This window comes from Pseudonocardia hispaniensis, from assembly GCF_042658695.1.
Classification (GTDB): Bacteria; Actinomycetota; Actinomycetes; order Mycobacteriales; family Pseudonocardiaceae; genus Pseudonocardia; species Pseudonocardia hispaniensis.
The window spans coordinates 53,887-76,188 of sequence record NZ_JBHSQW010000006.1; the positions used below are offsets into that span (position 1 = coordinate 53,887).

At 71.1% G+C, this 22,302-nt stretch carries 10 protein-coding genes; 9 read left to right on the forward strand and 1 reads right to left on the reverse strand.

Going from position 1 to position 22,302, the window contains the following annotated elements; all coding sequences use genetic code 11:
- Positions 1-36: 36 nt before the first annotated feature.
- Complete coding sequence (locus ACFQE5_RS02590; protein WP_379582313.1) at positions 37-1,311, reverse strand: MFS transporter; 1,275 nt, start codon at positions 1,309-1,311, stop codon at positions 37-39.
- A 291-nt stretch (positions 1,312-1,602) separates the two neighbouring features.
- Here ACFQE5_RS02590 and ACFQE5_RS02595 point away from each other — a divergent pair, with 291 nt between their 5' ends.
- The 9 genes from ACFQE5_RS02595 to ACFQE5_RS02635 all read left to right on the forward strand — a co-directional run bounded on the left by ACFQE5_RS02595 (position 1,603) and on the right by ACFQE5_RS02635 (position 22,048).
- On the forward strand, positions 1,603-2,289 hold the full coding sequence (locus ACFQE5_RS02595) for a GntR family transcriptional regulator (protein WP_379582315.1): 687 nt from the start codon (positions 1,603-1,605) through the stop codon (positions 2,287-2,289).
- Between the two features lie 732 nt (positions 2,290-3,021).
- Positions 3,022-7,314, forward strand: a complete 4,293-nt coding sequence (gene pglW / locus ACFQE5_RS02600; RefSeq protein WP_379582317.1) for a BREX system serine/threonine kinase PglW — start codon at positions 3,022-3,024, stop codon at positions 7,312-7,314.
- An 84-nt stretch (positions 7,315-7,398) separates the two neighbouring features.
- Entirely contained in the window at positions 7,399-7,662 is a 264-nt protein-coding gene (locus ACFQE5_RS02605) for a hypothetical protein (RefSeq protein WP_379582319.1), read from the forward strand.
- On the forward strand, positions 7,659-8,054 hold the full coding sequence (locus tag ACFQE5_RS02610) for a type II toxin-antitoxin system VapC family toxin (RefSeq protein ID WP_379582321.1): 396 nt from the start codon (positions 7,659-7,661) through the stop codon (positions 8,052-8,054). Before ACFQE5_RS02605 ends, ACFQE5_RS02610 begins: the two co-directional genes overlap by 4 nt.
- A 494-nt stretch (positions 8,055-8,548) precedes the next feature.
- The gene (pglX, locus tag ACFQE5_RS02615) at positions 8,549-12,166 is read left to right on the forward strand and encodes a BREX-2 system adenine-specific DNA-methyltransferase PglX (protein ID WP_379582323.1); all 3,618 of its coding nucleotides are present in this window, start codon (positions 8,549-8,551) and stop codon (positions 12,164-12,166) included.
- Positions 12,163-15,951, forward strand: a complete 3,789-nt coding sequence (locus tag ACFQE5_RS02620) for a PglY protein (protein ID WP_379582325.1) — start codon at positions 12,163-12,165, stop codon at positions 15,949-15,951. Before pglX ends, ACFQE5_RS02620 begins: the two co-directional genes overlap by 4 nt.
- Before the next feature lie 3 nt (positions 15,952-15,954).
- Positions 15,955-18,639, forward strand: coding sequence for a BREX-2 system phosphatase PglZ (gene pglZ / locus ACFQE5_RS02625; RefSeq protein ID WP_379582327.1), 2,685 nt, complete (start codon positions 15,955-15,957; stop codon positions 18,637-18,639).
- The gene (brxD, locus tag ACFQE5_RS02630) at positions 18,636-19,964 is read left to right on the forward strand and encodes a BREX system ATP-binding protein BrxD (RefSeq protein ID WP_379582329.1); all 1,329 of its coding nucleotides are present in this window, start codon (positions 18,636-18,638) and stop codon (positions 19,962-19,964) included. The genes pglZ and brxD overlap by 4 nt, the downstream gene beginning before the upstream one ends.
- The gene (locus ACFQE5_RS02635) at positions 19,961-22,048 is read left to right on the forward strand and encodes a DEAD/DEAH box helicase (protein WP_379582331.1); all 2,088 of its coding nucleotides are present in this window, start codon (positions 19,961-19,963) and stop codon (positions 22,046-22,048) included. The genes brxD and ACFQE5_RS02635 overlap by 4 nt, the downstream gene beginning before the upstream one ends.
- Positions 22,049-22,302 lie beyond the last annotated feature (254 nt).

The window sequence follows — 22,302 nt, forward strand, 5'->3', positions numbered from 1 at the left end:
CGTTGATGTTCTATTGACTGATTGCATAGTCTGAGATCATGCGTCCTTCAGGGAAATCCCAGCCGTCTCGGGCAACTTGACGAAGAAGAAAAACGACGTCGCGGCTGCCGTCATGACGTAGAGCGCGGGCGAGAGGGGATTATCGGTCTTGGTCACGAGCAGCTCAGCAACGTAGGAAGCGGATCCGCCGAAGATCGCCGCCGACAGTGAGTAGCCGATCGCGAACCCTGTGACTCGCAGGCGGGTGGGAAATACTTCCGCCAAGGTCGCACTTTGCGCTCCAAGGTAGCCCGACAAACAGATCATCAGGATGCACTGAGCGGCAATTGCCGAGATGATGCCGGCCTGGCCCATGAGCATGTACGCGGGCAGAACGAACAGGAAGATCGCGACGCATGAACCCATCATTACCGGCTTGCGCCCGACACGGTCGGACAGCGTTCCCATTACGGGTTGGAGGATAATCGCGATCGCCAAAGCGATCGTGCTTGCGGTGTACGCCGTGGTGGGTGCGATGTCCAGGTGTGCAATCATGTAGTTCGGCGTGTAGGTAAGGAAGACGTAGTACGACGTGAACTGCACCACCGTGAGGCCCATGAAGCGGCCCAGCTGACGACGCGCACCCGCGTCGCGGACGGTGTCCCGCAGGGGGCTGCTGGACTTGTGACCGCTCTCTTCCAGTGCCAGGTATCGAGGAGACTCGTCGAGTCGGCGACGGATGTAGTATCCGATCAGGCCCAGCGGCAGCGCTAGGAAGAATGGAATTCTCCAGGCCCAGCCGTGTAGCACCTCCTCCGTCAGGATCCGACTCATCGTCGTCGCGAGAACCGACCCGAAGAGGAACCCGGAGAGTCCACCCATCTCGACCCAGGAGCAGGAGAATCCGCGAGACCGATCGGGCGCGAACTCAGCTACATAGGAAGCTGCACCGCTGTACTCCCCTCCTGCTGACAGCCCTTGAAGTATCCGAAGCGCGACGAGCAGCATGGCGGCCCCGGCACCCAACGTCGTGTGAGTAGGAAGCGTGCCTATGCCGGCTGTTGCTAGCGAGATCAAAAGGATCAGCACGTACAGCATCTGCTTTCGGCCGTACTTGTCCCCGAGATAGCCAGCGACCAGGGCGCCAAGCGGACGAAAAAGGAAGGCGACCCCGAAGATGGCGAAGGTGTTGAGCAGTGCAGTATCGGAGTCCGGGAAGAAGAGCACGGCGAGGACTGCCGCAAAGTACCCGTAGATTCCGTAGTCGTACCACTCAACGAAGTTGCCGAGGGATGCGGCGGTCGTCAGCTTGCGGCGATCGCGCCTGGTCACCTCTATGTGCTGAGCTCCGACGGACTGGCTGGACAACGTATGGACCTTCTCTCTCCAGGAGGACCCCCGCCGGGGATCTGAGTGACTCGCCAGCGATGTGGCGCGCGGCAGCGCGGGGGTACCCGCGAAAGCGACGTCCGGTTGCCTCGGTGCCAGGACCGTAACCGGTAAGGATGGCACCGTCAAGAATCTGTGATCACAGATCTGTCATCTGTCATCGGGGAACGGGCGGCTGTTAGATTGATACTCCTTCGGTCAGCCCCAGCCCGCAACGCGACCATAGGAGGTGCGGTGACCACGACAGACAGGCCGTGGCGTCTCGGCGATGAGATCGCCACCGTGGAGACGGTCGTCTACGAGACCATCAGGGACAGGATCGTCCGGGGGCTGGAGCCGGGAACGGTCCTGGCACTCGCCCCCATCGCTGACGAGCTCGGCGTCAGCACCATGCCGGTGCGGGCGGCGCTCGCGAGGCTCAAGGCAGAGCGGCTCGTCATCCAGTCCCCAAGGCGAGGCAGCACGGTCGCCGTCGCGACGCGCAATGACCTGGAGGAGATCCAGGCAGTGCGCTCGGGACTTGAGGGCTACGCGGCACGCCTTGGCGTCTCACAGATCGACGATGAGATCGTGGAGCGAATGGCACGGGTGCTCAAGCGGATCGAGTCTAAGAGCCGCAAGCTCTCCACCGGCACGCACGTCGACGCGTTTCTGAGCGCCGAGTACCAACTGCACGACGAGCTTTTCGCCGCCAGTGGTCGACAGGAGCTCCTTGACCTCATCAGGGTCTATCGCCGACGGGCGGAACGGTACGTCCGCCTCGCACTACGGTCCGAGTGCCAAGGTTTCGCCACCGATGTGGACCTGCAGAAGGACTTGTTCTCGGCCGCGGTGAATCGAGACGGGGCACGAGCAGAGCACGCTATCCGGTCCATTCTGCAGTGGACGATCGACTTCTGCCATCCGCTGCTCAGCGAATGAGCTACTACTCCAGCTGGGCGCAGGTGGTGTCGTGCTCGCGGCTCGGGTGCACCGGCGAGGTCTGCCAGCGGCCAGCCAGCCGGGGCGGTGATCACCTGCACGGCGTCGCCGTGATGGCGTGCCTACCCGACTACGGATCGACCCTCCCGCGGTCGGGCCGACCGCGCGGAAGCTATCGGTACGGATCAGGGTGCTGGCGAGGTGGACGTGGGTGTGCCTGGCGGCGCGGGCGGTGAGCAGGGCACTGTGCAGGCCGGGGGCGCGCTCGGTGAGCACGTCGATCGCCTCGTGCAGGTACTGGTAGACCGTGGACTCCCGACTGCGTTTGTCGAACGCGAGTTGAGCAACTCGGGTGCCGTCGGTGAACCAGGGCTGCTTCAGCACGGCCTGGTCGTGGCAATCGGAGCGCACGCCGGGCTTCCAGGGTACCTCGGCGAGCGCGTTCACCGGCGAGAAGGCCCGACAGAAGCGCCACCGTGCCTGACCGGATCGGGGCCACGGCGGTGTCGGTGGCAGGATCAGACGTACGGGACCTCGGTGTTCAAGTCGATCTTGAGGCGGACCGACGCTTCTACCGAGGGCTCGTCCTCGTACGCACCATCCCAGCGTCAGCGGCGTGTCGCCCACGGCCACCCGGCCGCTACTGGGAAAGGCTCAGTAGCCTGATCGACACGGTGTTGGAGGCGTCGCGCTGCCCGCGGCTGGCACGACTCGGGACAGGGAGTACTGGACGTGGCACAGCGCTGGTTCCAGGAGCGACCGTCGGAGTACCCCTGGGAGCAGGACGGACTCGACCACGTCAAGCGGCTCATGCCGGACGCGGAGCCGTTCCGCGCGTGGGCACTTTTCTCCTTCACGGCCTCCTCCGGGCGGATCAACGAGTGCGACCTGCTGATCGCCGTGCCCGGTGGGCTCTACCTGGTCGAGCTGAAGGCCCATCCGGGGCTCGTCGCCAACCACGGCGATACCTGGACGTTCACCGAGCAGGGGTCCTCGCGTTCGCGCCCGCTGCGCAACCCGTTGCACCTCACCGACCTGAAGTCGAAGGAGCTGAAGTCCCAGCTGGAGTGGGCGGCACGCGTGCTACGCATCGGGGAGCGACTGCCCCGCGTCGAGCCCGTCGTCTTCCTTTCCGCCCCGGGGCTGCGCTCCACGCTCGACGACGTCCAGGCGGTCAGGATTTATGGTCGCGACGACGCGGCCGAGGGCCTGCCGTGGATCTGGCGTGACCTGCTGGCCCGTCCGCCGCAGCGGGCCGCCCAGCGTATCGATGCCCACTTCTCCACGAAGGTGCTTCCGGCGCTGCTCAAGAAGATCGGTGTGCGGTCCTCCACCGCCCACCTGCGCTTCGGCGACGACTGGAAGCTCGCGCCACGGCCGGTGGACACCGGCCCGACCTGGGAGGACCGCTTCGCCGAGCGCCGCGGCATCGTCCACGAGACCGGCCGCGTCCGCATCTACCTCACCGAGCGGCAGGCCACGCCCGAGCGGCGGCAGTCCGTCGAGCGGGCCGCCCGGCGCGAGTACCAGGTGCTCCAGGGCATCACCCACCGCGGAATCGCGCAGGCTGTGCAGATCCGCGAGCACCAGGGTGGGCCGGCGATCCTGTTCCGGCACGGCCCGGCGGACCTGCGGCTGGACTCCTACCTCGCGGCGCACAAGGACGTGTTGACGCCCGAGCTGCGGTTGGACCTGGTGCGTCAGCTGGCGGAGGCCGTCCGCTACGCCCACAGCCGTTCCCTCTATCACCGTTCCCTGGCGGCGCGTTCGGTGTACGTCACGCCTGGCAACGACAGGACGCCTCCGGTGCTGAGGGTGATCGACTGGCAGTCCGCGGCCAGGGACTTCGACACGACGGTCAGCACGTCGCTGCGGGCGAGCTCGCTGAACGGCGAACTGGTGGCGGACACCGCAGAGCTCTACCTCGCCCCCGAGTTCGACGGCGCCTACCCCGACCCAGTCGATCTCGATGTCTTCGGGCTGGGTGCGGTCGCGTACCTGATCTTGACGGGCCTGCCACCGGCGACCACGCGCAGCGCGCTCATCGAGCGGTTGCGCACCGAGGGGGGCCTGCACCCCTATGCGGTCGACGACACCGTCGCCGACATGCTCGACCAGCTCGTCTACGACGCCACGCGCGCCGACACGGCCGACCGCCTGGACTCCGCGGACGCGTTCCTCCGCGCCCTGGACACCACCGAACGCGAGGTCGTGGCGCCGGAGCCGGCGCAGCCCGGAGTCGACCCGCTCGTCGCGACGGTCGGCCAGACGCTCGACGGCGATTGGCAGGTCCGGCGGGTGCTCGGCACCGGTGCGACGGCCCGCGCCCTGCTCGTCGAACGGCTCGTCGAGGACGACGACGGCAACACCGTTCACGAGGCCCGGGTCTTCAAGGTCGCGCTCGACGAGGACAAGGCGGCGAGCCTGCTCGCGGAGGCGCGCGTGCTCGCCGAGGTCGGTGGCGGCGTGATCGTCCGCATGCTGGGCGGCCCGCGGCAGCTGGGCGGGCGCACCGTGCTCGAGCTGGAGTACGCCGGCGGCCAGGACCTCGACGGCGGCACGCTCGGCGCCCTGCTCCGCGCCGACGGCCGGCTGACCTACCACCAGCTCGAGCGCTTCGGCGCGGACCTGTTCCGGGCGCTCGACCAGCTGGCCGCCCGCGGGATCCCGCACCGCGACCTCAAGCCCGACAACTTCGCGGTCTATCAGCGGGCGGACCGCTCCAAGCAGCTCATGCTGCTGGACTTCTCGCTCGCCGCGGCCTCCGAGCGAGACATCACCGCCGGCACCCGCGGGTATCTCGACCCGTTCCTCGGGACGCCGCGGCGTCCCGTCTTCGACGACCACGCCGAGCGGTACGCAGCCGCGGTGACCCTGCACGAGATGGCGTCGACCGCACGCCCGGTCTGGGGCGACGGCACCACGGACCCCCGGACGACCACCGACGAGACCCCGGAGCTCGCCGCCGAGCTGTTCGAGCCGGCGCTGCGCGACGAGCTGACGGCGTTCTTCCAGCGCGCCCTGCATCGGGACACCGACCGGCGGTTCGAGTCGGTGCGCGAGATGGAGGAGACGTGGCGGGCCGTGTTCGCCGCCGCGGACGCAGCGACGCCGGCCACGACACCCGAGACAGTCGGGCTGGACAAGCAGACGCTCGAGGAGCAGCGGGAGGCGATCGCGCAGGCCGCCACGCTGGCCACACCCCTGGAGGCGGCCGGCCTGTCGCCGCGCGCGGTCTCGGTGGCGCAGTCGTTCGATGCGACGACGGTCGGCGAGCTGCTCCAGGTCCGCCTGCACGAGATCGCAAAGGCCCGCGGTGCCGGCGCAGTGATCCGCAAGGAGCTCAACCGGCGGCACAAGCAGTGGACGGCACGCCTGGGTTCGGCCGGGGTCGAGGTGCGCACCGACGCGGTGCTCACCGTCGACGAGATGGCGCAGCTCCTGCTGCCGGCCCCGACGCGGAAGGGCTCGAAGAAGGCGGACGTCGTCCGCATGGTGCTCGGCCTGCAGGGCGACGGTCGGCAGGGTTCGTGGGCGACGCAGAGCGAGATCGCCCGCGGCCTCGGCATTACGCAGGCCTCCGTCTCCCGGCACCTGCAGAGGGCGGCGCAGGCGTGGGCCGAGATGTCCTGGCTCGAGCCGGTCCGCGACGAGCTGGTCGCGCAGATCGAGTCGGCCGGCCGGATCATGGAGGCCGACGAGCTGGCTGCCGCCCTGCGTGCCGCGCACGGCGCCGGCGAGGACGGCCCGGAGATCACCGCCGCCCGCGCGGCCGCCGTCGTCCGTGCTGCGGTGGAGGCGGAGATCTGGGCCGGGTACTACGCGGAGGCCCCGGAGATCATCGAGCGTGGTCCGCGGCTGACAGTGCTGCGCCGCAACGAGCAGGTGCTCCTCGCGCTGGAGTCGTTGCCGGGCACGGACGACCCGAGTGCCGCGGAGTTGGCCGACTTCGCCCAGGACCTCGGTCGGCGGGCCGACGAGCTGGCAAGCGCCGACCCGATGCCGGCGCGCGGCGCGGTCGTGCGGGAGCTGCGGCGGATCGCGCCACCCGCGGGGCTCACGCCGCTGGCGGACACCCGGCTGGTCGCGCTCGCCGCGGCCGCGTCGCGGGATGCGCTGGTGTCTCCCCGGTTCGAGCTGTACCCGCGTGGCCTGGACCTGGTCACCGCGTTGCGCGCCGCGCAGGCGGCGGCGGGCGTCCGGGCCGTCGGGGTGACCGTGGACGACCTGCTGACCCGCGTCCGTTCCCGTTTCCCGGAGGTGGTCGTGCCGCCGGGGCTCACCCACGTCCGGATAACCGAGCTGCTCGAGGCGGCCGGTTTCCCGCTCGAGTTCGACGTGCAGGATCAGCGGTTCCGCCCGATCGCCCGGAACGGCGGCCGGCGCTCGACGACGGCGAGCAGCACGACCCTGGTGCGCCCGTTTGTGAGTGGGCAGGACCGACACGAGGTCACCCGCGGGCAGCTCACCAGCGCCGTCGAGAAGGGCGGCTTCGCGGCTCTCACCCTGCGTGGACGCAACTTGCCCGGCGCCGCGGAGGCGCTCGCGCGCGCCTTCGCCGTGTCCGCCGTCGACATCGGTGCGGTGTTCCTTGCGGAGTTCCGCGGACTGGTGGCGGAGCGTGGCCAGGACTGGAGCAAGGTGCTCACCCTCGACGCCCGGTTCGGCGAGTCGGGTCGGCTCGCCCCCGGCCTCGCCTCGTATGTGAAGGAGAGTTACCGGCGGGTGCGGGCGCGCCTGGACGAACAGGCGGCCGACGGCGGCGTGCTGCTCCTGCACGACGCCGGGCTGATGGCCCGCTACGCGGACGCCGGCGGCCGGGACCTCCTCGTCGCCCTGCAGGCCGCCGCGCGCGGCCCTGAGCGGATGCCCCACGGCCTGTGGCTGCTGTGCCCGGGGGAGACGGCGGGCGGAAGCCCCCATCTCGACGGGCTGCTGGTCGAGGTCGTGGAACAGCCCGAGCGGATCAGACTCGACGGGGACTTCCTGGACAGCCTCCGCGGCGAGGAGAGCGACGCGGCATAGCAGGCGGCCGCGGCCGCCGGGCATACGCCTGCCAGCTTCCCGTCTGAGGTGTAGCACCGGCAGGTGGAGTGCGACACTTTCGTCGTGCCCACGACTCGCCCCCGCCATTTCGTGACCGAGACTGATGAGCTCGCACAGGCCCTGGATGCGGCTGCGTCCCGTTGGCCTGGCCTGAGCCGCCCGCAACTGCTGGTGCGCCTGGCACTGGAAGGTCATCACGCAGCCCAGCGCGAGCGGGACGAGCGGCGCCGCCGCCGACTAGCCGCCATTCATCAATACAGCGGGCTGCTCTCCGGCGCATACGGGCCCGATTACCTGGATCGGCTACGTGACGAGTGGCCAGCGTGATCCTCCTGGATGCCAGCGTCCTCATCGCTTTCCTCGACGCCACTGATAGTCACCATCTGGCAGCCGAGGAGCTGCTCGCTGATGCGATCGACGACGAGCTCACCGTGAACACGCTCACCTTGGCCGAGGTCCTCGTCGCGCCCGCCCGGGACGGCCGTCTTGATGTTGTCCGCAAGGCGTTTCGCGACCTCGAGGTGCGCGAGCTGCTGTTTCCCGCGAACGCAGCTGTCAGGCTCGCCCAGCTGCGCGCCCAGACCAGGCTGAAGATGCCCGACTGCTGCGTACTGCTTGCGGCCGAAGACGCAGGCGCGCAGATCGCCAGCTTTGATGACCGGCTCCTGCGAGCTGCCCAGGACCGGAATGTGAGGACTCTCGGCCGACCGCGCGAATGATCAGCTCGTACTGCTCGCGGTGGGTATCCCCTGCCCCACCAGGAGACCTCGGTACGAAGACCCCGGAAGGCCTCTGCTGCGGCATGCCTCCGGGGCGGGGAACCACCAAAGCCGATCAGACCTCAAGGCAGGTGGCAACGAGTGGGAGTATTCGAGTTCGGTCGACTACCAGTGGCCCTTCACCATCTCCACACCGACAGACAGCCGGTTTCGAGGGACAGCCGACGGTGCAACTCAAGGACCCGGGTGATGGAGGTCTGTTGAGTGCGTATCAGCGATTGCCGTGGCCGAGTCCGTCTCCCCGCAGTCAACTTCCCTGACGTGAGCCGTGACCGGGTGGAGACGGTCACGGCAGGCGTGACCAGGTTGGGGTCGGGGCAACGCCCGCAACAGCAGCCCCACATGGCAACATCGACTCTCCGGGTCGGCGTGCTTCCTGGGCGGGACGGCGCGGGTTCGGGTCGGGGCTCGACGGCACGCGGAAGTTGGGTGGCATGACGGTGGTGGACGCGGAGGTTCGGCAGCGGCTGGTCAAGGACCTGCGAGCCCAGGTGACGCTGCTGGAGAAGGACCTGCGGGAGCGTGCCGAGGGCGTCGAGGAGACCGCTGAGCGGCTGCGCGCCGAGTACGACACGGCCCGCGAGGCCGAGCGCACCGCGATGGGCTTCACCGAGTGGCGCGAGGGCCGGGTCACCCAGGCCGCGGCGGCGTGGGTGCTCAGCACCGTGTTCGTCCGGTACTGCGAGGACAACGAGCTGATCGAATGGCCCTTCCTCGCCGGCCCCGGCGACCGGCTCGCCTACGCCGAGGAACGCCACGAGCAGTTCTTCTCCGCGCACCCGACGCTCAACGACCGGGACTGGATCCTCGCCGCCATCGGGCACCTCTCGGACGCGCACCCGACGGCCGCCGGGCTGTTCGACGAGAAGCACAACCCGCTGTGGGACATCACGCCCTCGTTCGAGGCGGCCAAGGCGCTGATCGCGTTCTGGCGGCGGCGCGACGACTCCGGCGCGATCCGCTACGACTTCCGCGGTTGGGACACCCGCTTCCTCGGCGACCTCTACCAGGACCTCTCCGAGACCGCCCGCAAGACCTACGCGCTGCTGCAGACCCCGGAGTTCGTCGAGGAGTTCATCCTCGACCTCACCCTGGAGCCGGCGGTCGAGGAGTTCGGGCTGGAGGGTCTGCGCACCATCGACCCGGCCTCGGGCTCGGGGCACTTCCTGCTGGGGCTGTTCCACCGGATCCTCGCCAAGTGGCGCAAGGTGGAGCCGGGAACGGACGACTGGGTGCTGATTCGCCGCACGCTGGAGTCGGTGCATGGCTGCGACAAGAACCCGTTTGCGACGTCGATCGCCCGCTTCCGGCTGCTGATCGCGGCGTTGCGGGCGGGCGGGGAGCAGTGGCTGAACCGGGCACCGGAGTTCCCGATCAACGTGGCGGTCGGGGACTCGCTGCTGCACGGCCGCGGCGTGACGGGGAAGCAGAACGAGCTGTTCGAGGCCGAGGAGCCGCACACCTACGCCACCGAGGACGTCAACGACTTCGTCCGCTCCTGCGACCTGCTCGGACGAGCTACGTACCACGTGGTGGTCGGAAACCCGCCGTACATCACGGTGAAGGACAAGCTGGAGAACCAGGCCTACCGCGACCGCTACTCCGCGTGCTCGGGCAAGTATGCGCTGTCGGTGCCCTTTGCGGAGCGGCTGTTCCAGCTCGCGGTGCGGACCGGCGGGTCGGATCGGGCGGCGGGGTTCGTTGGGCAGATCACGGCCAATTCGTTCATGAAGCGTGAGTTCGGCAGGAAGCTCATCGAATTCTTCGCCCAGAATGTTCATCTCACGCATGTGATCGACACGTCTGGTGCCTACATCCCGGGACACGGGACACCGACGGTCATCCTTATCGGCCGGAACCACATCGGACGGCTTGACGATCCTATTCGAGCAGTACTCGGCGTCCGTGGGGAACCTGGCCAGCCACTCGACCCTGCCAACGGCGTTGTGTGGGCCGCGATCGTCGAGCAGTTCGACAAGCCGGGCAGCGAGTCGGAGTGGATCACCGTTGAGGACGCTGATCGCGCCACCTATTCCTCTTTTCCTTGGTCAGTCAGCGGCGGTGGCGCCGGTGAGACGATGGCGGCGATTGAGGCCGCCGCGAACGCTCGGCTTCTCGCGCGGACCAGTCATTCTGGGTTCGTAGCCATCACGGCGGAGGACGACGCATTCTTCGTGGCTGACGTCGCGACCGCTGTTCGGCTGCGGTGGGAGGACCATCGCCTAATGGTCACCGGTGACGTCGTCCGAGACTACTCAACTGCAGCGGAAGTCGTGACGGCGTGGCCCTACGACGTCACACTTACAGCGATCCCGCTGGATTCGATTCCCAACCTGGCGCGTCACCTCTGGCCTCATCGGCGGGTCTTGCAACGACGCAAGCGCTTCGGGACGCTCATCGAGAACATCCCCGGGCTCCAGTGGCACGAGTACGGTGAGCTTTACCGCGAAAAGCTTGCCACGCCGCTGTCGATTGCGTTCGCGTTCGTAGCGACGCACAACCACTTCGTGCTGGACCGGGGTGGGAAGGTGTTCAACCGGTCCGCGCCGGTGATCAAGCTGCCGGCGGGGGCGCGCGAGGACGATCATCTGGCGCTGCTCGGGGTGCTGAACTCGTCGACGGCGTGCTTCTGGCTGAAGCAGGTCTGCTACCCCAAGGGGGGTGATCCCATGGGCGCCGACGGAGCCCGCGTTAGCGCAGAACCTTGGTCCGACCGCTACGAGTTCACCGGCACCAAGCTGGAGCAGTTCCCGCTCCCCACCGACCTCCCCCTCGACCGCGCCCGCCGGCTGGACTCCCTGGCTCAGCAGCTCGCCGCCACCACCCCCGACGCGATCGCCGAGTCCGCCATCCCGTCCCGCGCCCGTCTTGATGCCGCCCGCACCCAGTGGGACCGCCTGCGCGCGGAGATGATCTCGGCGCAGGAGGAGTTGGACTGGGAGGTGTACCGCCGCTACGGACTGCTCTCCGACACCGAGGCGGCGGAGGTGCTCGGCGACGCTTGCGCCGAGCCGCTGAGCCTCGGCGAGCGGGCGTTCGAGATCGTCCTGGCCCGCAGGGTCGCGGCGGGCCGGACCGACACGCAGTGGTTCGCCCGGCACGGCTCCACCCCGATCACCGAGCTTCCCGCGCACTGGCCGGAGGGCTACCGCCGCAGGGTCGAGGCGCGGATCGCGTTGATCGAGCGCCGCCGCGATCTCGCGTTGATCGAGCGCCCGGAGTGCAAGCGGCGGTGGTCGGTCGAGCCGTGGGAGCGTCAGCAGGAGCGGGCGCTGCGCGGCTGGCTGCTCGACCGCTGCGAGGACCCGGACCTGTGGTTCGGGCTGCGTGACGGGTTCCGCCAGCCGCGCACGCTGACCGTCAGCCAGCTCGCCGACCGCCTCGACGCCGACGTCCACGCCGTCGCGCAGCTCTACGCTGCCGACCACCTCGGCAAGCGCGACCTGCCGCTGGTCAAGGTCCTCGAGCAGGTGATCGCCGACGAGCACGTCCCCTACCTCGCCGCCCTGCGCTACAAGGACTCCGGGCTGGTCAAGCGCGCCGAGTGGGAGCGCACCTGGGAGCTGCAGCGCGAGGAGGACCGCACCGGCACGAACCTCGGCATCGCGGTGCCACCCAAGTACAAGCCGGGGGACTTCCGCCGGCCCAGCTACTGGTCGCGGCGCGGCAAGCTCGACGTCCCCAAGGAGCGGTTCATCTCCTATCCCGGGGCGAGTCCGGACGCCGACCCGACGCTGCTGCTCGGCTGGGCCGGCTGGGACCACAAGGACCAGGCGCAGGCGCTGGTCAACATCGTCAACGATCGCACCACGCAGGCCGCGTGGGACACGGGTCGAGTCACACCGCTGCTGGCCGGGCTCGCCGAGGTCCTGCCCTGGGTGCACCAGTGGCACGGCGAGTATGACGACGAGTGGGGCGGCAACCCGGCCGAGGAGTTCCAGGCCTACCTCGACGAGCAGCGCGCCACGCACGCGCTCACCGAGGAGGCGCTGCGCGCCTGGCGGCCCGCCCCCGCGCCCCGCGGGCGCCGAGCAAAGGGCACCGAGGCGTGAGTGAGATCTATCTGCGCGACGTCCTGGACCTCCCGGAGGCGGTGCACGCCGGGGACTACAAGGTCGAGCTGACCGGCGGCTTCACCAAGGAGGCCACCGAGCGACGGGTCGCCGAGTACGTCGTCACCGAGCAGCTGCAGCAGGCGTTCCGCGAGGCGCTGACGATCGTGCGCTCCGCGTTGCGGGACAAGGGATCTCACGCCGCCTACCTGCACGGCTCCTTCGGCTCCGGCAAGAGCCACTTCCTGACCGTGCTGCACGCCGTGCTCAACAACGAGCCCACCGCGCGCGGCAAGCGCGGCCTGCAGCCGGTGATCGCCGAGCACGACGACTGGTTGCGCGGCAAGAAGTTCCTGATGGTGCCCTACCACCTCATCGGCGCGACCGACCTCGACGCCGCCCTCCTCGGCCGCTACGTCGCCACCGTCCGCAGCCTGCACCCGGACGCACCGGTGCCCCCGGTCTACCGCTCGGACGCGATGCTCGACGACGCGCGGGCGCAGCGCGCGTTCTTCGGCGACGACGCCGAGTTCGCCCGCTGGCTCGGCGCCGCCGGCCCGCGCGCCGCCGACCCCGACGACCTGGACGATCTCGACCTCATCGACGGCGCGCCGACGGACGGTTGGACCACGGCGGAACTCGACACCGCCCTCGCCGCCCCGCCGGGCGACCCGCGGCGCCGCGCGCTGGAGTCGGCGCTGCTGTCCGGCCCGTACCGCGGACGGGTCCGCGGCGCGACCGGGGACGCCGAGGCCTTCCTGCCCCTGGAGAATGGGCTGTCCGTCATCGCCGCGCACACCCGCGACCTCGGCTATGACGGCCTGATCCTCTTCCTCGACGAGCTGATCCTGTGGTTGCAGGCGCACATGAGCAACCAGGAGTTCGTCAACACGCAGGTCAGCAAGCTCGTCAAGCTCATCGAGTCCGGGGTGGCCGAGCGCGCGGTGCCGATCGTGTCGTTCATCTCCCGCCAGCGCGACCTGTCCAAGCTGGTCGGCGAGGACGTCACCGGCGCGGACGTCAAGAACCTCGAGGCGCAGGTCGAGTACCTCGCCGGCCGGTTCGACGTGGTCAACCTCGCCGACGGGAACCTGCCCGCGATCGTGCGGGAGCGCGTGCTCAAGCCGAAGCCCGGCAAGGAGGCGCTGCTTGACGAGGCGTTCGCCGCGATCGAGTCCAGCCGGGCCACCGACCGGGACGTCCTGCTCGACGCCACCGGAGTCACGGAGGCCACCTGGGACGACTTCCGGCGCGTCTACCCGCTCTCGCCGGCCCTGCTCAACGTCCTCGTCGCGCTCGCCGGCGCCCTGCAGCGCGAGCGCACCGGGCTGAAGCTGCTGCAGGAGATGCTCCACCGCCGCCGCGCGGACATGACGCTCGGCCAGCTCATCCCGCTGGGCGACCTGTGGGACGTGCTCGCCGACGGTACCGGCGAGGCGTTCACCGACCGGTTACGCCGCGACGCCGCCGCCGCGCAGCGCTTCTACGCCCGCATGCGCGCGCACCTGCTGACGAAGTACGGCAGCGAGAACGACGCGCGGTTCGTCGCCGACGACCGGTTCGTCAAGACGCTGCTGCTGGCCTTCCTGGCCCCGCACCTGCCGGCGCTGACCCGGCTCACCGGGCCGCGGATCGCCGCGTTGAACCTCGGCTCCATCCGCTCCCGGACGGTTGAGCCGGGCTCAATGGTCGTCGCCCGGTTGCGGGATCTGCAGGCCGAGTTCGGCGAGCTGCGCTCCGAGGGCGACCAGGACCCGGTGTTTTCCCTGCACCTGTCCGATCTGGACGTCGAGCCGCTGCTCGACGCGGTGGGGGAGAAGGACTCCCTCGGCGCCCGCCGGCGCTGGGTGCGCGACCGGCTGTGGGAGGCGTTCGGCGTCCAGGACTCCGACGAGTTCGTGTGCGAGCGGGAGTTCGTCTGGCGCGGCACCCGCCGCACGGCCGAGTTCGTCTTCGCCAACGTCCGGGACACCTCCGACATGCCGGAGGCCCACTTCGAACCGAGCGTGGACGGCCGGGTGCGGGTGGTCCTGGATTACCCGTTCGACGTCCCCGGCCACTTCCCCTCCGACGACGTCAGCCGGGTCGAGGCCCTGCGGCGGCGCGGTCTACAGGCGCCGACCGTCGTCTGGGTCCCGCACTTCCTGTCCGAGCAGAAGATGGCCCAGCTGGGACGCCTGCTCAAGATCTCCTACCTGCTCGAACGGGACCGGCTCGACGACTACGCCGCGGACCTGTCCACCGACAACCGGATCAAGGTGCGCCACCAGCTGATGGCGCAGCGGGACAACCTGACCAGCCAGCTCGTCGCCGCCTTGGCGCAGGCCTACGGGATCGCCCGACGCGACCCCGGCGTGGTCACCGCCGAGCTCGAGGGGGACACCAACGTCCTGTCCCTGCTGCCCGGGTTCACCCCGCGCCCGGCGGGGGGCGCGACGTTCGAGCACAACGCCCAGCAGCTCGTCGACGGCCTGTTCGCGACGCTGCACCCGAACCACCCGGACTTCGACCCCGGCCGCACCGGCAAGGCGCTCACCCTCGCTGACCTGCGCACCGTCCTCGGCTGGATCACCCGGGCGATGGACGGCGGGGAGCGGCGGGTCGAGATCACCGACCGCAAGCAGATCCAGCTGGTGCGCCGCGTCGTGCACGGGCTGCAGCTCGGCGAGGTCAGCGACGGCCCGCTGCACCTGCACGCGGAGTGGCGGCTGCGGATCGAGCAGCACGCTGCCGCCCAGGGGATCACCGGCGATCTCACCGCGGACGACATCCGCGGCTGGATCGCCGAGATGGGCATCACCGGCCTGGATCGGGCCGTCGCCAACCTCGTCATCGCCACCTACGCGCTGCTGGCCGACCGCGCCTGGGTGCACCACGGCGCCGTCGTCGAACCGCCGGACCTGGATCGGATCGGCGTCGGGTACGCGCTGCGGGCCCAAGAGCTGCCGAGCGCCGAGGAGTTCGCGACGGCGCGGGCGCGGGTCGCCGACCTGTTCGGCATCAGGGCGCGCGACATCCTCGTCACCCGGAACGTGCGGGCCCTCGCCGAGGAGGTCGGCGCGGCGGTGACCCGCGCCGAGCCGGCCGTGAACGCGGTGTGGCGGGCGCTGGACAAGCACGCCGCCGACCTCGGCGTCGAGCTGCCGACCCCGCGCTCCACCGCGGCCCGGCACGCAGCCGACCTGCTGGCCCGGCTGGGCGCGTCCCGCGAACCCACGGCGCTGGTCCGTGCGCTGGTGGCCGCCCCCGCCGAACCCTCCGACGCGGTGGTCGGCAACGCCATCGCCTCCGCGCCGGATGTGCTGGCGGCGCTCGACGACGTGGACTGGGCGCTGTTGGCGTCGGTGCGCGGGCTGGTCGGCCACGAGGTCCTGGGTGAACGCGCGGCCCGCCTGGCCGAGCGGGTGGCCCACGCGGCGCGGGCGACCCAGCTGGAGCGGGACCTCGTCGAGGCGCTCGGCGAGATCCGGCCGGTCGCCGTGGCGCTGACCAGCGAGCTCGCCCGGCTCGCCGCCGTCGCCGGGCCGGTCGCGCCGACGCCCACGGTGACGCCGCCGGATGCCCGGCCCGAGCCGTCTTCGGCGCCGACCCCCGAGGATTGGCGTCCGGCCACCGTGTCCCAGCGGCGGACCGGCACCGCCGCCGAGCTGCGCGCCGTGGTGCAGGAGCTGCAGACCGAGCTGGACGCCGCCGGTCCCCGGGCCCGCTACGAGCTCGTCTGGCGTCGGCTCGACGAGCAGGAGGCGGAGCGTGCGGAGCCGACCCTCGACGCTGAGGGACGCTAAGGCGTGCCGCCGCCCGAGATCGACCACCGCGTCGTCAAGGACATCCTGGCCATGGAGCTGCCCCGGGCCCGCGGTCGCCGGCTCGCGCTCGTGCACGCCCGCTACGCCCCGTGGGCGCCGGCGAGGTTCTCCATCCAGGTCGACGACGTCTCTCGCTCGGTCGAGGTGCGGGACGAGCAGTCGGTGCTCGGCATCGTCGACGCCTGGCACGCCCATCGGCACCAGGACGGCGACGGCATCCTCGTCGTCACCACCGGCGCACCGGACGGCGCGCTGGGCTGGGACCTGCTGGGCCACGCGATCGGGCGGCGCACCCTCACCGTCGAGCCGGACGAGATCGTCAAGCACCGGTTCGGCGCCCGAGAGCTCGATCCACGGGTGCGCCGGCCCTGGCTCCTCGACGCCCTCCTCGCTGCGGAACCCGCCGGCGGATGGCCGCGCTCCGGCGTCGTGCTCACCCGCGACGCCGCGGTGCGGGCGGTGCTGGCCGAACGCGTCGGGATCGACAGCGACGCGTTGGACGCCGGCTCGCTGCTGGACTGGTCGCAGACCCGCACCGGGCCGGCGCGGTTCACCGAGCTGCCCGCCGACCAGCAGGACGGCCTGCGGAGCTGGCTGGAGGAGACCGTCGGCGGGGTCGCCGCCGTGCTGCTCGCACTGGTCGCGCGGGGCCGGGCGGAGGAGGCGATGGCGGTCGGACTCGTCGCCTCGGTGCTCGACCAGCCGCAGCTGCCGGCGGAGGCAGCCCTCGCCGTCGGGGGTCTGCTCGGGAACCTCGCGGTGCGGCCCGACCAGCGCCGGGACTTCGTCGCCGCCATCGAGGGAACGCTCGAACGCTGGGCCGCGGCCGCCGAGAACGGCGGCGCGGCCGGCGACGCGGCTCGGCTACGGCTGCTCGACGTGGTCGAGCGGGCGGATGCCCTGGCGAGCGGCGCGGGGCTGACCGAGCAGCTGGCGGACAACCGCTTCCTGCCCTCGTCGCTGCGCGCGCGGCTCCGCGCGGTCGCGGCCATCCTGTCGGCCGAGCCCGACGAGACCGCGATCGTCACCGCGGCCGGCGCGCTGACGCGGCTGCGCGATCACCGGCTGGCCCGGCTGTATCCGCAGCACTGCGCGGCCGCCGAGATGGCGGTCCGGTTGCTGCGCTGGCTCGCGACCCCGGCCGCGCCGATCACCTCGGTCGCCGGCGGGGTGGACGAGCACCTGCGCACCGGCGGATGGGTGGAGCGTGCCCTGACCGCGGTGTGGGCCGGGGAGCCGGAGGTCGACACCGTCGTCGCCCGCGGCTACGCCGAGGTGTACGACGCCGCGCAGGCCCGGCGGCAGCGTGAGGACGAGGAGTTCGCGGCGGTCCTCGCGAGCTGGGCCGCCCACGCGACCGCCGCGGCGCCGGGGGGTGCACTGCTGATCGAGCAGGTCCTCGACGAGATCGCCGTGCCGCTGCTGGCGGTCGGCCCCCCACTGGTGGTGGTCGTCGACGGGATGAGCGCCGCGGTCGCCGTCGAGCTGGGCCAGCAGCTCGTCGGCAGGCCCTGGGTCGAGGTGTCGCGCGAACCCGGGCGCCGCGCGGCGGCCGTCGCCACCATTCCGTCGGTCACCCGGGCCAGCCGGGCGAGCCTGCTCACCGGGCGGCTGTGCACCGCCGACCAGAAGGGGGAGGCGGACGGCTTCCGCGCGTTCTGGCAGCGGCACCGGCGGCGCGCGGTGCTCGTGCACAAGGCCCGGATCGCCGGCGCGGCCGGACGTCGGCTCGCCGACGACCTCGTCGAGGCCCTGGCCGGTGACGTCGTCGTGGGCGTCGTCCTCAACACCGTCGACGACGCGCTCGACCACGGCCGGGAGGGCGACCGCACCAGCTGGCGGCCCGAGGACATCACCTACCTGCCGGAGCTGCTCGACGCGGCGCGCAGCTACGGGCGGCCGGTCGTCCTGGTGGCCGACCACGGCCACGTCCTGGAGCGCTCGGCCGGGTCCGACGCGCCGACCCCGGCCGACGGTGTGGAGTCGGCCCGGTGGCGCACCGGAGAGCCCGGGCCGGGGGAGGTCGCGCTCCGCGGTCCGCGCGTGCTCTGCGGCGACGGGGCCGTCGTCGTGCCCTGGCGCAGCGACATCCGCTACACCAAGCGCCGGTCCGGCTACCACGGCGGCGCGTCGCCGGCGGAGATGACCGCACCCGTGCTTACGCTGCTGCCCTCGGCGGACAACCTGCCGCTCGGGTGGACACCCCTGGCCCCCGAGGCGACCGAACCGGACTGGTGGAACGGTCGGCCGGCGGAGGCCGGCGTCGTCGTGGCGCCACCTCCGCGGCGCCCGGCGCGCACGCCGCAGCGCCCGCACCCGCAGATGGAGGGCCTGTTCGACGCGCCCGAACCCGTTCCGGTGAGCATCGGTACGCGGGTGGTCGACTCGGACGTCTACTCAGCCCAACGCCGGTTCGTGCGCAAGCCCCCGGACAAGGCCGTGGTCGCGGCGTTGATCGACAGCCTCCTCGCCGCCGACGGCACGCTGTCCGCCACGGCCGTCGCCATGCGGGTGGGCAGGGCCGGACGCGACCCGGCCGCCCTCGTGGCGACGTTGCAGCGGCTGCTCAACGTCGAGGGCTACCCGGTGCTGTCCATGGACGGATCCGGCCTCGTCCGGCTCGACGGAGATCTGCTCCGCCTGCAGTTCGGTCTGGACGAGAGATGACCGCGCCGGTGAGCGAGGCCCGGCGCCGGGCCGTGATCGACGCCCTGCGGCGCGGCACCGTGCCCGCGGCCGGGCTGGATCTGCTCGCCGTCGGCCTGGAACGGTTCGTCGAGGCGATGGACGACGACCTCGCCGTCGTCAGCCGGGGCGCGAGCGCCTTCCACGCCGTCCGCGGCGAGTACGGCTCGGGCAAGACCTTCTTCGCGCGCTGGCTCGGAGAACGGGCGAAACGGGCCGGGCTGGCGGTCGCGGAGATCCAGATCTCGGAGGCCGAGACCCCGCTGCACCGCCTCGAGACCGTCTACCGTCGGCTCACCGAACGGCTGACCACCGCCACCCACCAACCCAGCGCGCTGCGGCCCGTGATCGACTCCTGGTTTTACACGCTGGAGGAGGAGGTCCTCGACGCCGGGGAGAACGTCGCGGACGACGTCGACGCCCTCGCCGCCGCCGTCGACCGGTTGATGGAGGAACGCCTCACCCCCGTCGCCCGCACCACGCCCGCGTTCGCAGCGGCGCTGCGCGGCTACCGGCGGGCTCGCCTCGACGGTGACACCGCGACCGCAGAGGCGCTGGTGGCCTGGCTCGGCGGGCAGCGTTCGGTCGCCGCGTCCGCCCGGCGGGCCGCGGGCGTGCGCGGCGACCTCGACCACTTCGCGGCCCTGGGATTCCTGCAGGGACTGCTCACCGTCCTGCGCGACTGCGGGCACCCCGGCCTGCTCGTCGTGCTCGACGAGATCGAGACGCTGCAGCGGGTCCGCGGCGACGTCCGGGAGAAGGGGCTCAACGCCCTGCGCCAGCTCCTCGACGAACTCGACGCCGGACGCTTCCCCGGGCTGTTCCTCCTGATTACCGGAACCCCGGCGTTCTTCGACGGCCCGCAGGGTGTCCCGCGGCTGCCGCCGCTGGCCCAGCGGCTCGCCACCGACCTGTCGACCGACCCCCGGTTCGACTCGCCACGAGCCGTGCAGCTGCGCCTGACCGGCTTCGACCTGCCTCGCCTCGGGGAACTCGGGCGGACGGTGCGCGAGCTCTACCTGGGGGTGGCCCGTAACCCCGAGCGGGTCCGGGCCCGGGTCGACGACGGCTACGTCGACGAGCTGGCCCGCGCGTTGACCGGTGAGCTCGGCGGGAAGGTGGGTCTGGCGCCGCGCCTCTACCTGCGCAAGCTGGTGGCCGACGTGCTCGACCGGGTGGACGAGTTCGCCGACTTCGATCCGCGCGTGCACTACGCCCTGACCGTCGCCGCCCCGGAGATGACCGAGGTGGAACGCAGCGCCGCGGCCCCGACGCGGGCCGGCGAGGTCGAGCTGGACCTGCCGTGACGCCGGGCGCGCTGCACCCGGTGCTCGGCCACCACATCGTCAACAGCCTCGGCTGGCGGACCCTCCGGTCCCTGCAGCGCGACGCCATCGCGCCGCTCCTGGCCGGCGACGACGCGGTACTGCTCGCTCCCACCGCAGGCGGCAAGACCGAGGCCGCGCTGTTCCCCCTGCTCACGGCGATGGACCAGCAGCGGTGGACCGGGTTGTCCGTCCTCTACGTCTGCCCGTTGAAGGCGTTGCTCAACAACCTCGAGACCCGTGTCGAGCGGTACGCGGCGTGGCTCGGCCGTCGCGTGGCGGTCTGGCACGGCGACGTGGGCGCCTCGGCACGGCAGCGCATCCTGCGTGATCCACCGGACATCCTGTTGACCACGCCCGAGTCGATCGAGGCGATGCTGGTCAGCACGAAGGTCGACCATCGGCGATTCCTTGGCACCGTCCGCGCCGCGGTGGTCGACGAGGTCCACGCGTTCGCCGGCGACGACCGCGGCTGGCACCTGCTCGCCGTCCTGGAACGGCTCACCGGGCTCACCGGCAGGCCGCTGCAACGGGTCGGGCTGTCGGCGACGGTCGGCAACCCCGCGGAGCTGCTCACCTGGCTACAAGGGGCCGGGCGGGGCACCCGGCGTGCCACGGTGGTCGCGCCCGAGGCGAGTCCTGCCGCCGCCCCCGACCTCGAGCTGGACTACGTCGGCTCGATCGACAACGCGGCCACCGTCCTCGCGGCGCTGCATGCGGGTGAGAAGCGGCTGGTGTTCTGCGACAGCCGGGTGCTCGTCGAGAAGCTCGGCACCGCACTGCGGGAACGCGGGGTGATGACGTTCCTGTCGCACGCGTCGCTCTCGGCCGAGGAGCGACGGCGCGCCGAGGCGGCGTTCGCCGACGCCCGTGACTGCGTGATCGTGTCGACCTCGACGCTGGAACTGGGCATCGACGTCGGCGACCTCGACCGGGTCGTGCAGATCAACGCGCCGCTGACCGTGGCGTCGTTCCTGCAGCGGCTCGGCCGAAGCGGTCGCCGGTCCGGCACGTCACGCAACTGCCTGTTCCTCGCCGTGGACAAGAAGGCTCTGCTCTGGGCGGCCGGCCTGCTGCGGCTGTGGGGGAGCGGTTACGTCGAGCCGGTGGTCGCGCCGCCGCAGCCACGCCACATCGTCGCGCAGCAGTTGCTGGCCCTGTGCCTGCAGGAAGGCGCCGTCGGCAGGAACGTGTGGACCGAGGCGTGGAACGGGCTCGCTCCCTTCGACCGCAGCGCAGACCCGATCATCGCCCACCTGGTTGGCGACGGGTTCGTCGAACCCGACGGCGAGCTCGTCACGATCGGGCCGCGCGCGGAGGAGCGCTTCGGCCGCCGTCACTTCATGGGGATGACCGCGGTGTTCACCGCGCCACCCCAGTTCACCGTGCTCGAAGGACGGCGCGAGGTGGGGCTGGTCGATCCGATGCTGCTGACCGACAAGGTCGAGGGCCCTCGCCTGCTGCTCCTCGGGGGACGGAGCTGGAAGATCACCTGGATCGACTGGAAACGCAGGCGCTGCTATGTCGAGGCCGCCGAACGCGGTGGCCGCGCGAGATGGCAGGCGCTCCGGTTCGGCGGAGCGGGCTTTTCGCTCTCCCGTGCGGTGCGGGATATCCTGCTCGGCGAGGATCCGCCCGTTCGTCTGACGGGGCGGGCCGAGGCTGTGCTCGCCGAATGCCGTGCCGAGGCACTGGCGACCGTGCATCCTGGCGGAACCGTCATCTCGGCTGCCGGGGCCGACCTGCGGTGGTGGACCTGGGCCGGCCATCGCGCCAACGCCACCCTGGCGTCGACGCTGTCCGACCTGGTCGACGGGGTGCAGCCCTTCGACGACACCTCGGTCCGCCTGCGCACCGACCTGACTCCTGCTCTCTGGCGCTCCCAGAGCGCCGATGCCGCTGAGCGGATCTGCCTGCCGGCCGTCGATGAACGCGCGCTGACCGGACTCAAGTTCTCCGAGGCACTGCCGCCTGCGCTGGCCCGGTTGACCGTCGCCACCAGGCTCGCCGACCTCGATGGAGCCGCCCGGGTCCTTCGTGAGGACGTCCGATTCGTCAGGATCTGAGAGGTATCCGCTACCCGGGAGATAGGCCCGGCCCTCTGCCTGCCGCTACTTGGTGATGACGCGGCCGAGGTGTTCGGCCTGACAGGTACCGATCGGTCATGATCATGTCGGCGCCGCAGCCAGGCGGCGTAGGCCCATCCCCAGGCGTTGGCGTGGAACATCGGCACGATCAGCCGCACCCGGTCGGCGTCGCTGAGGGCGAATGCGCTGCCGGTGGAGATGCTGAGGGTATGCAGGTAGATCGGGGGGGGGGG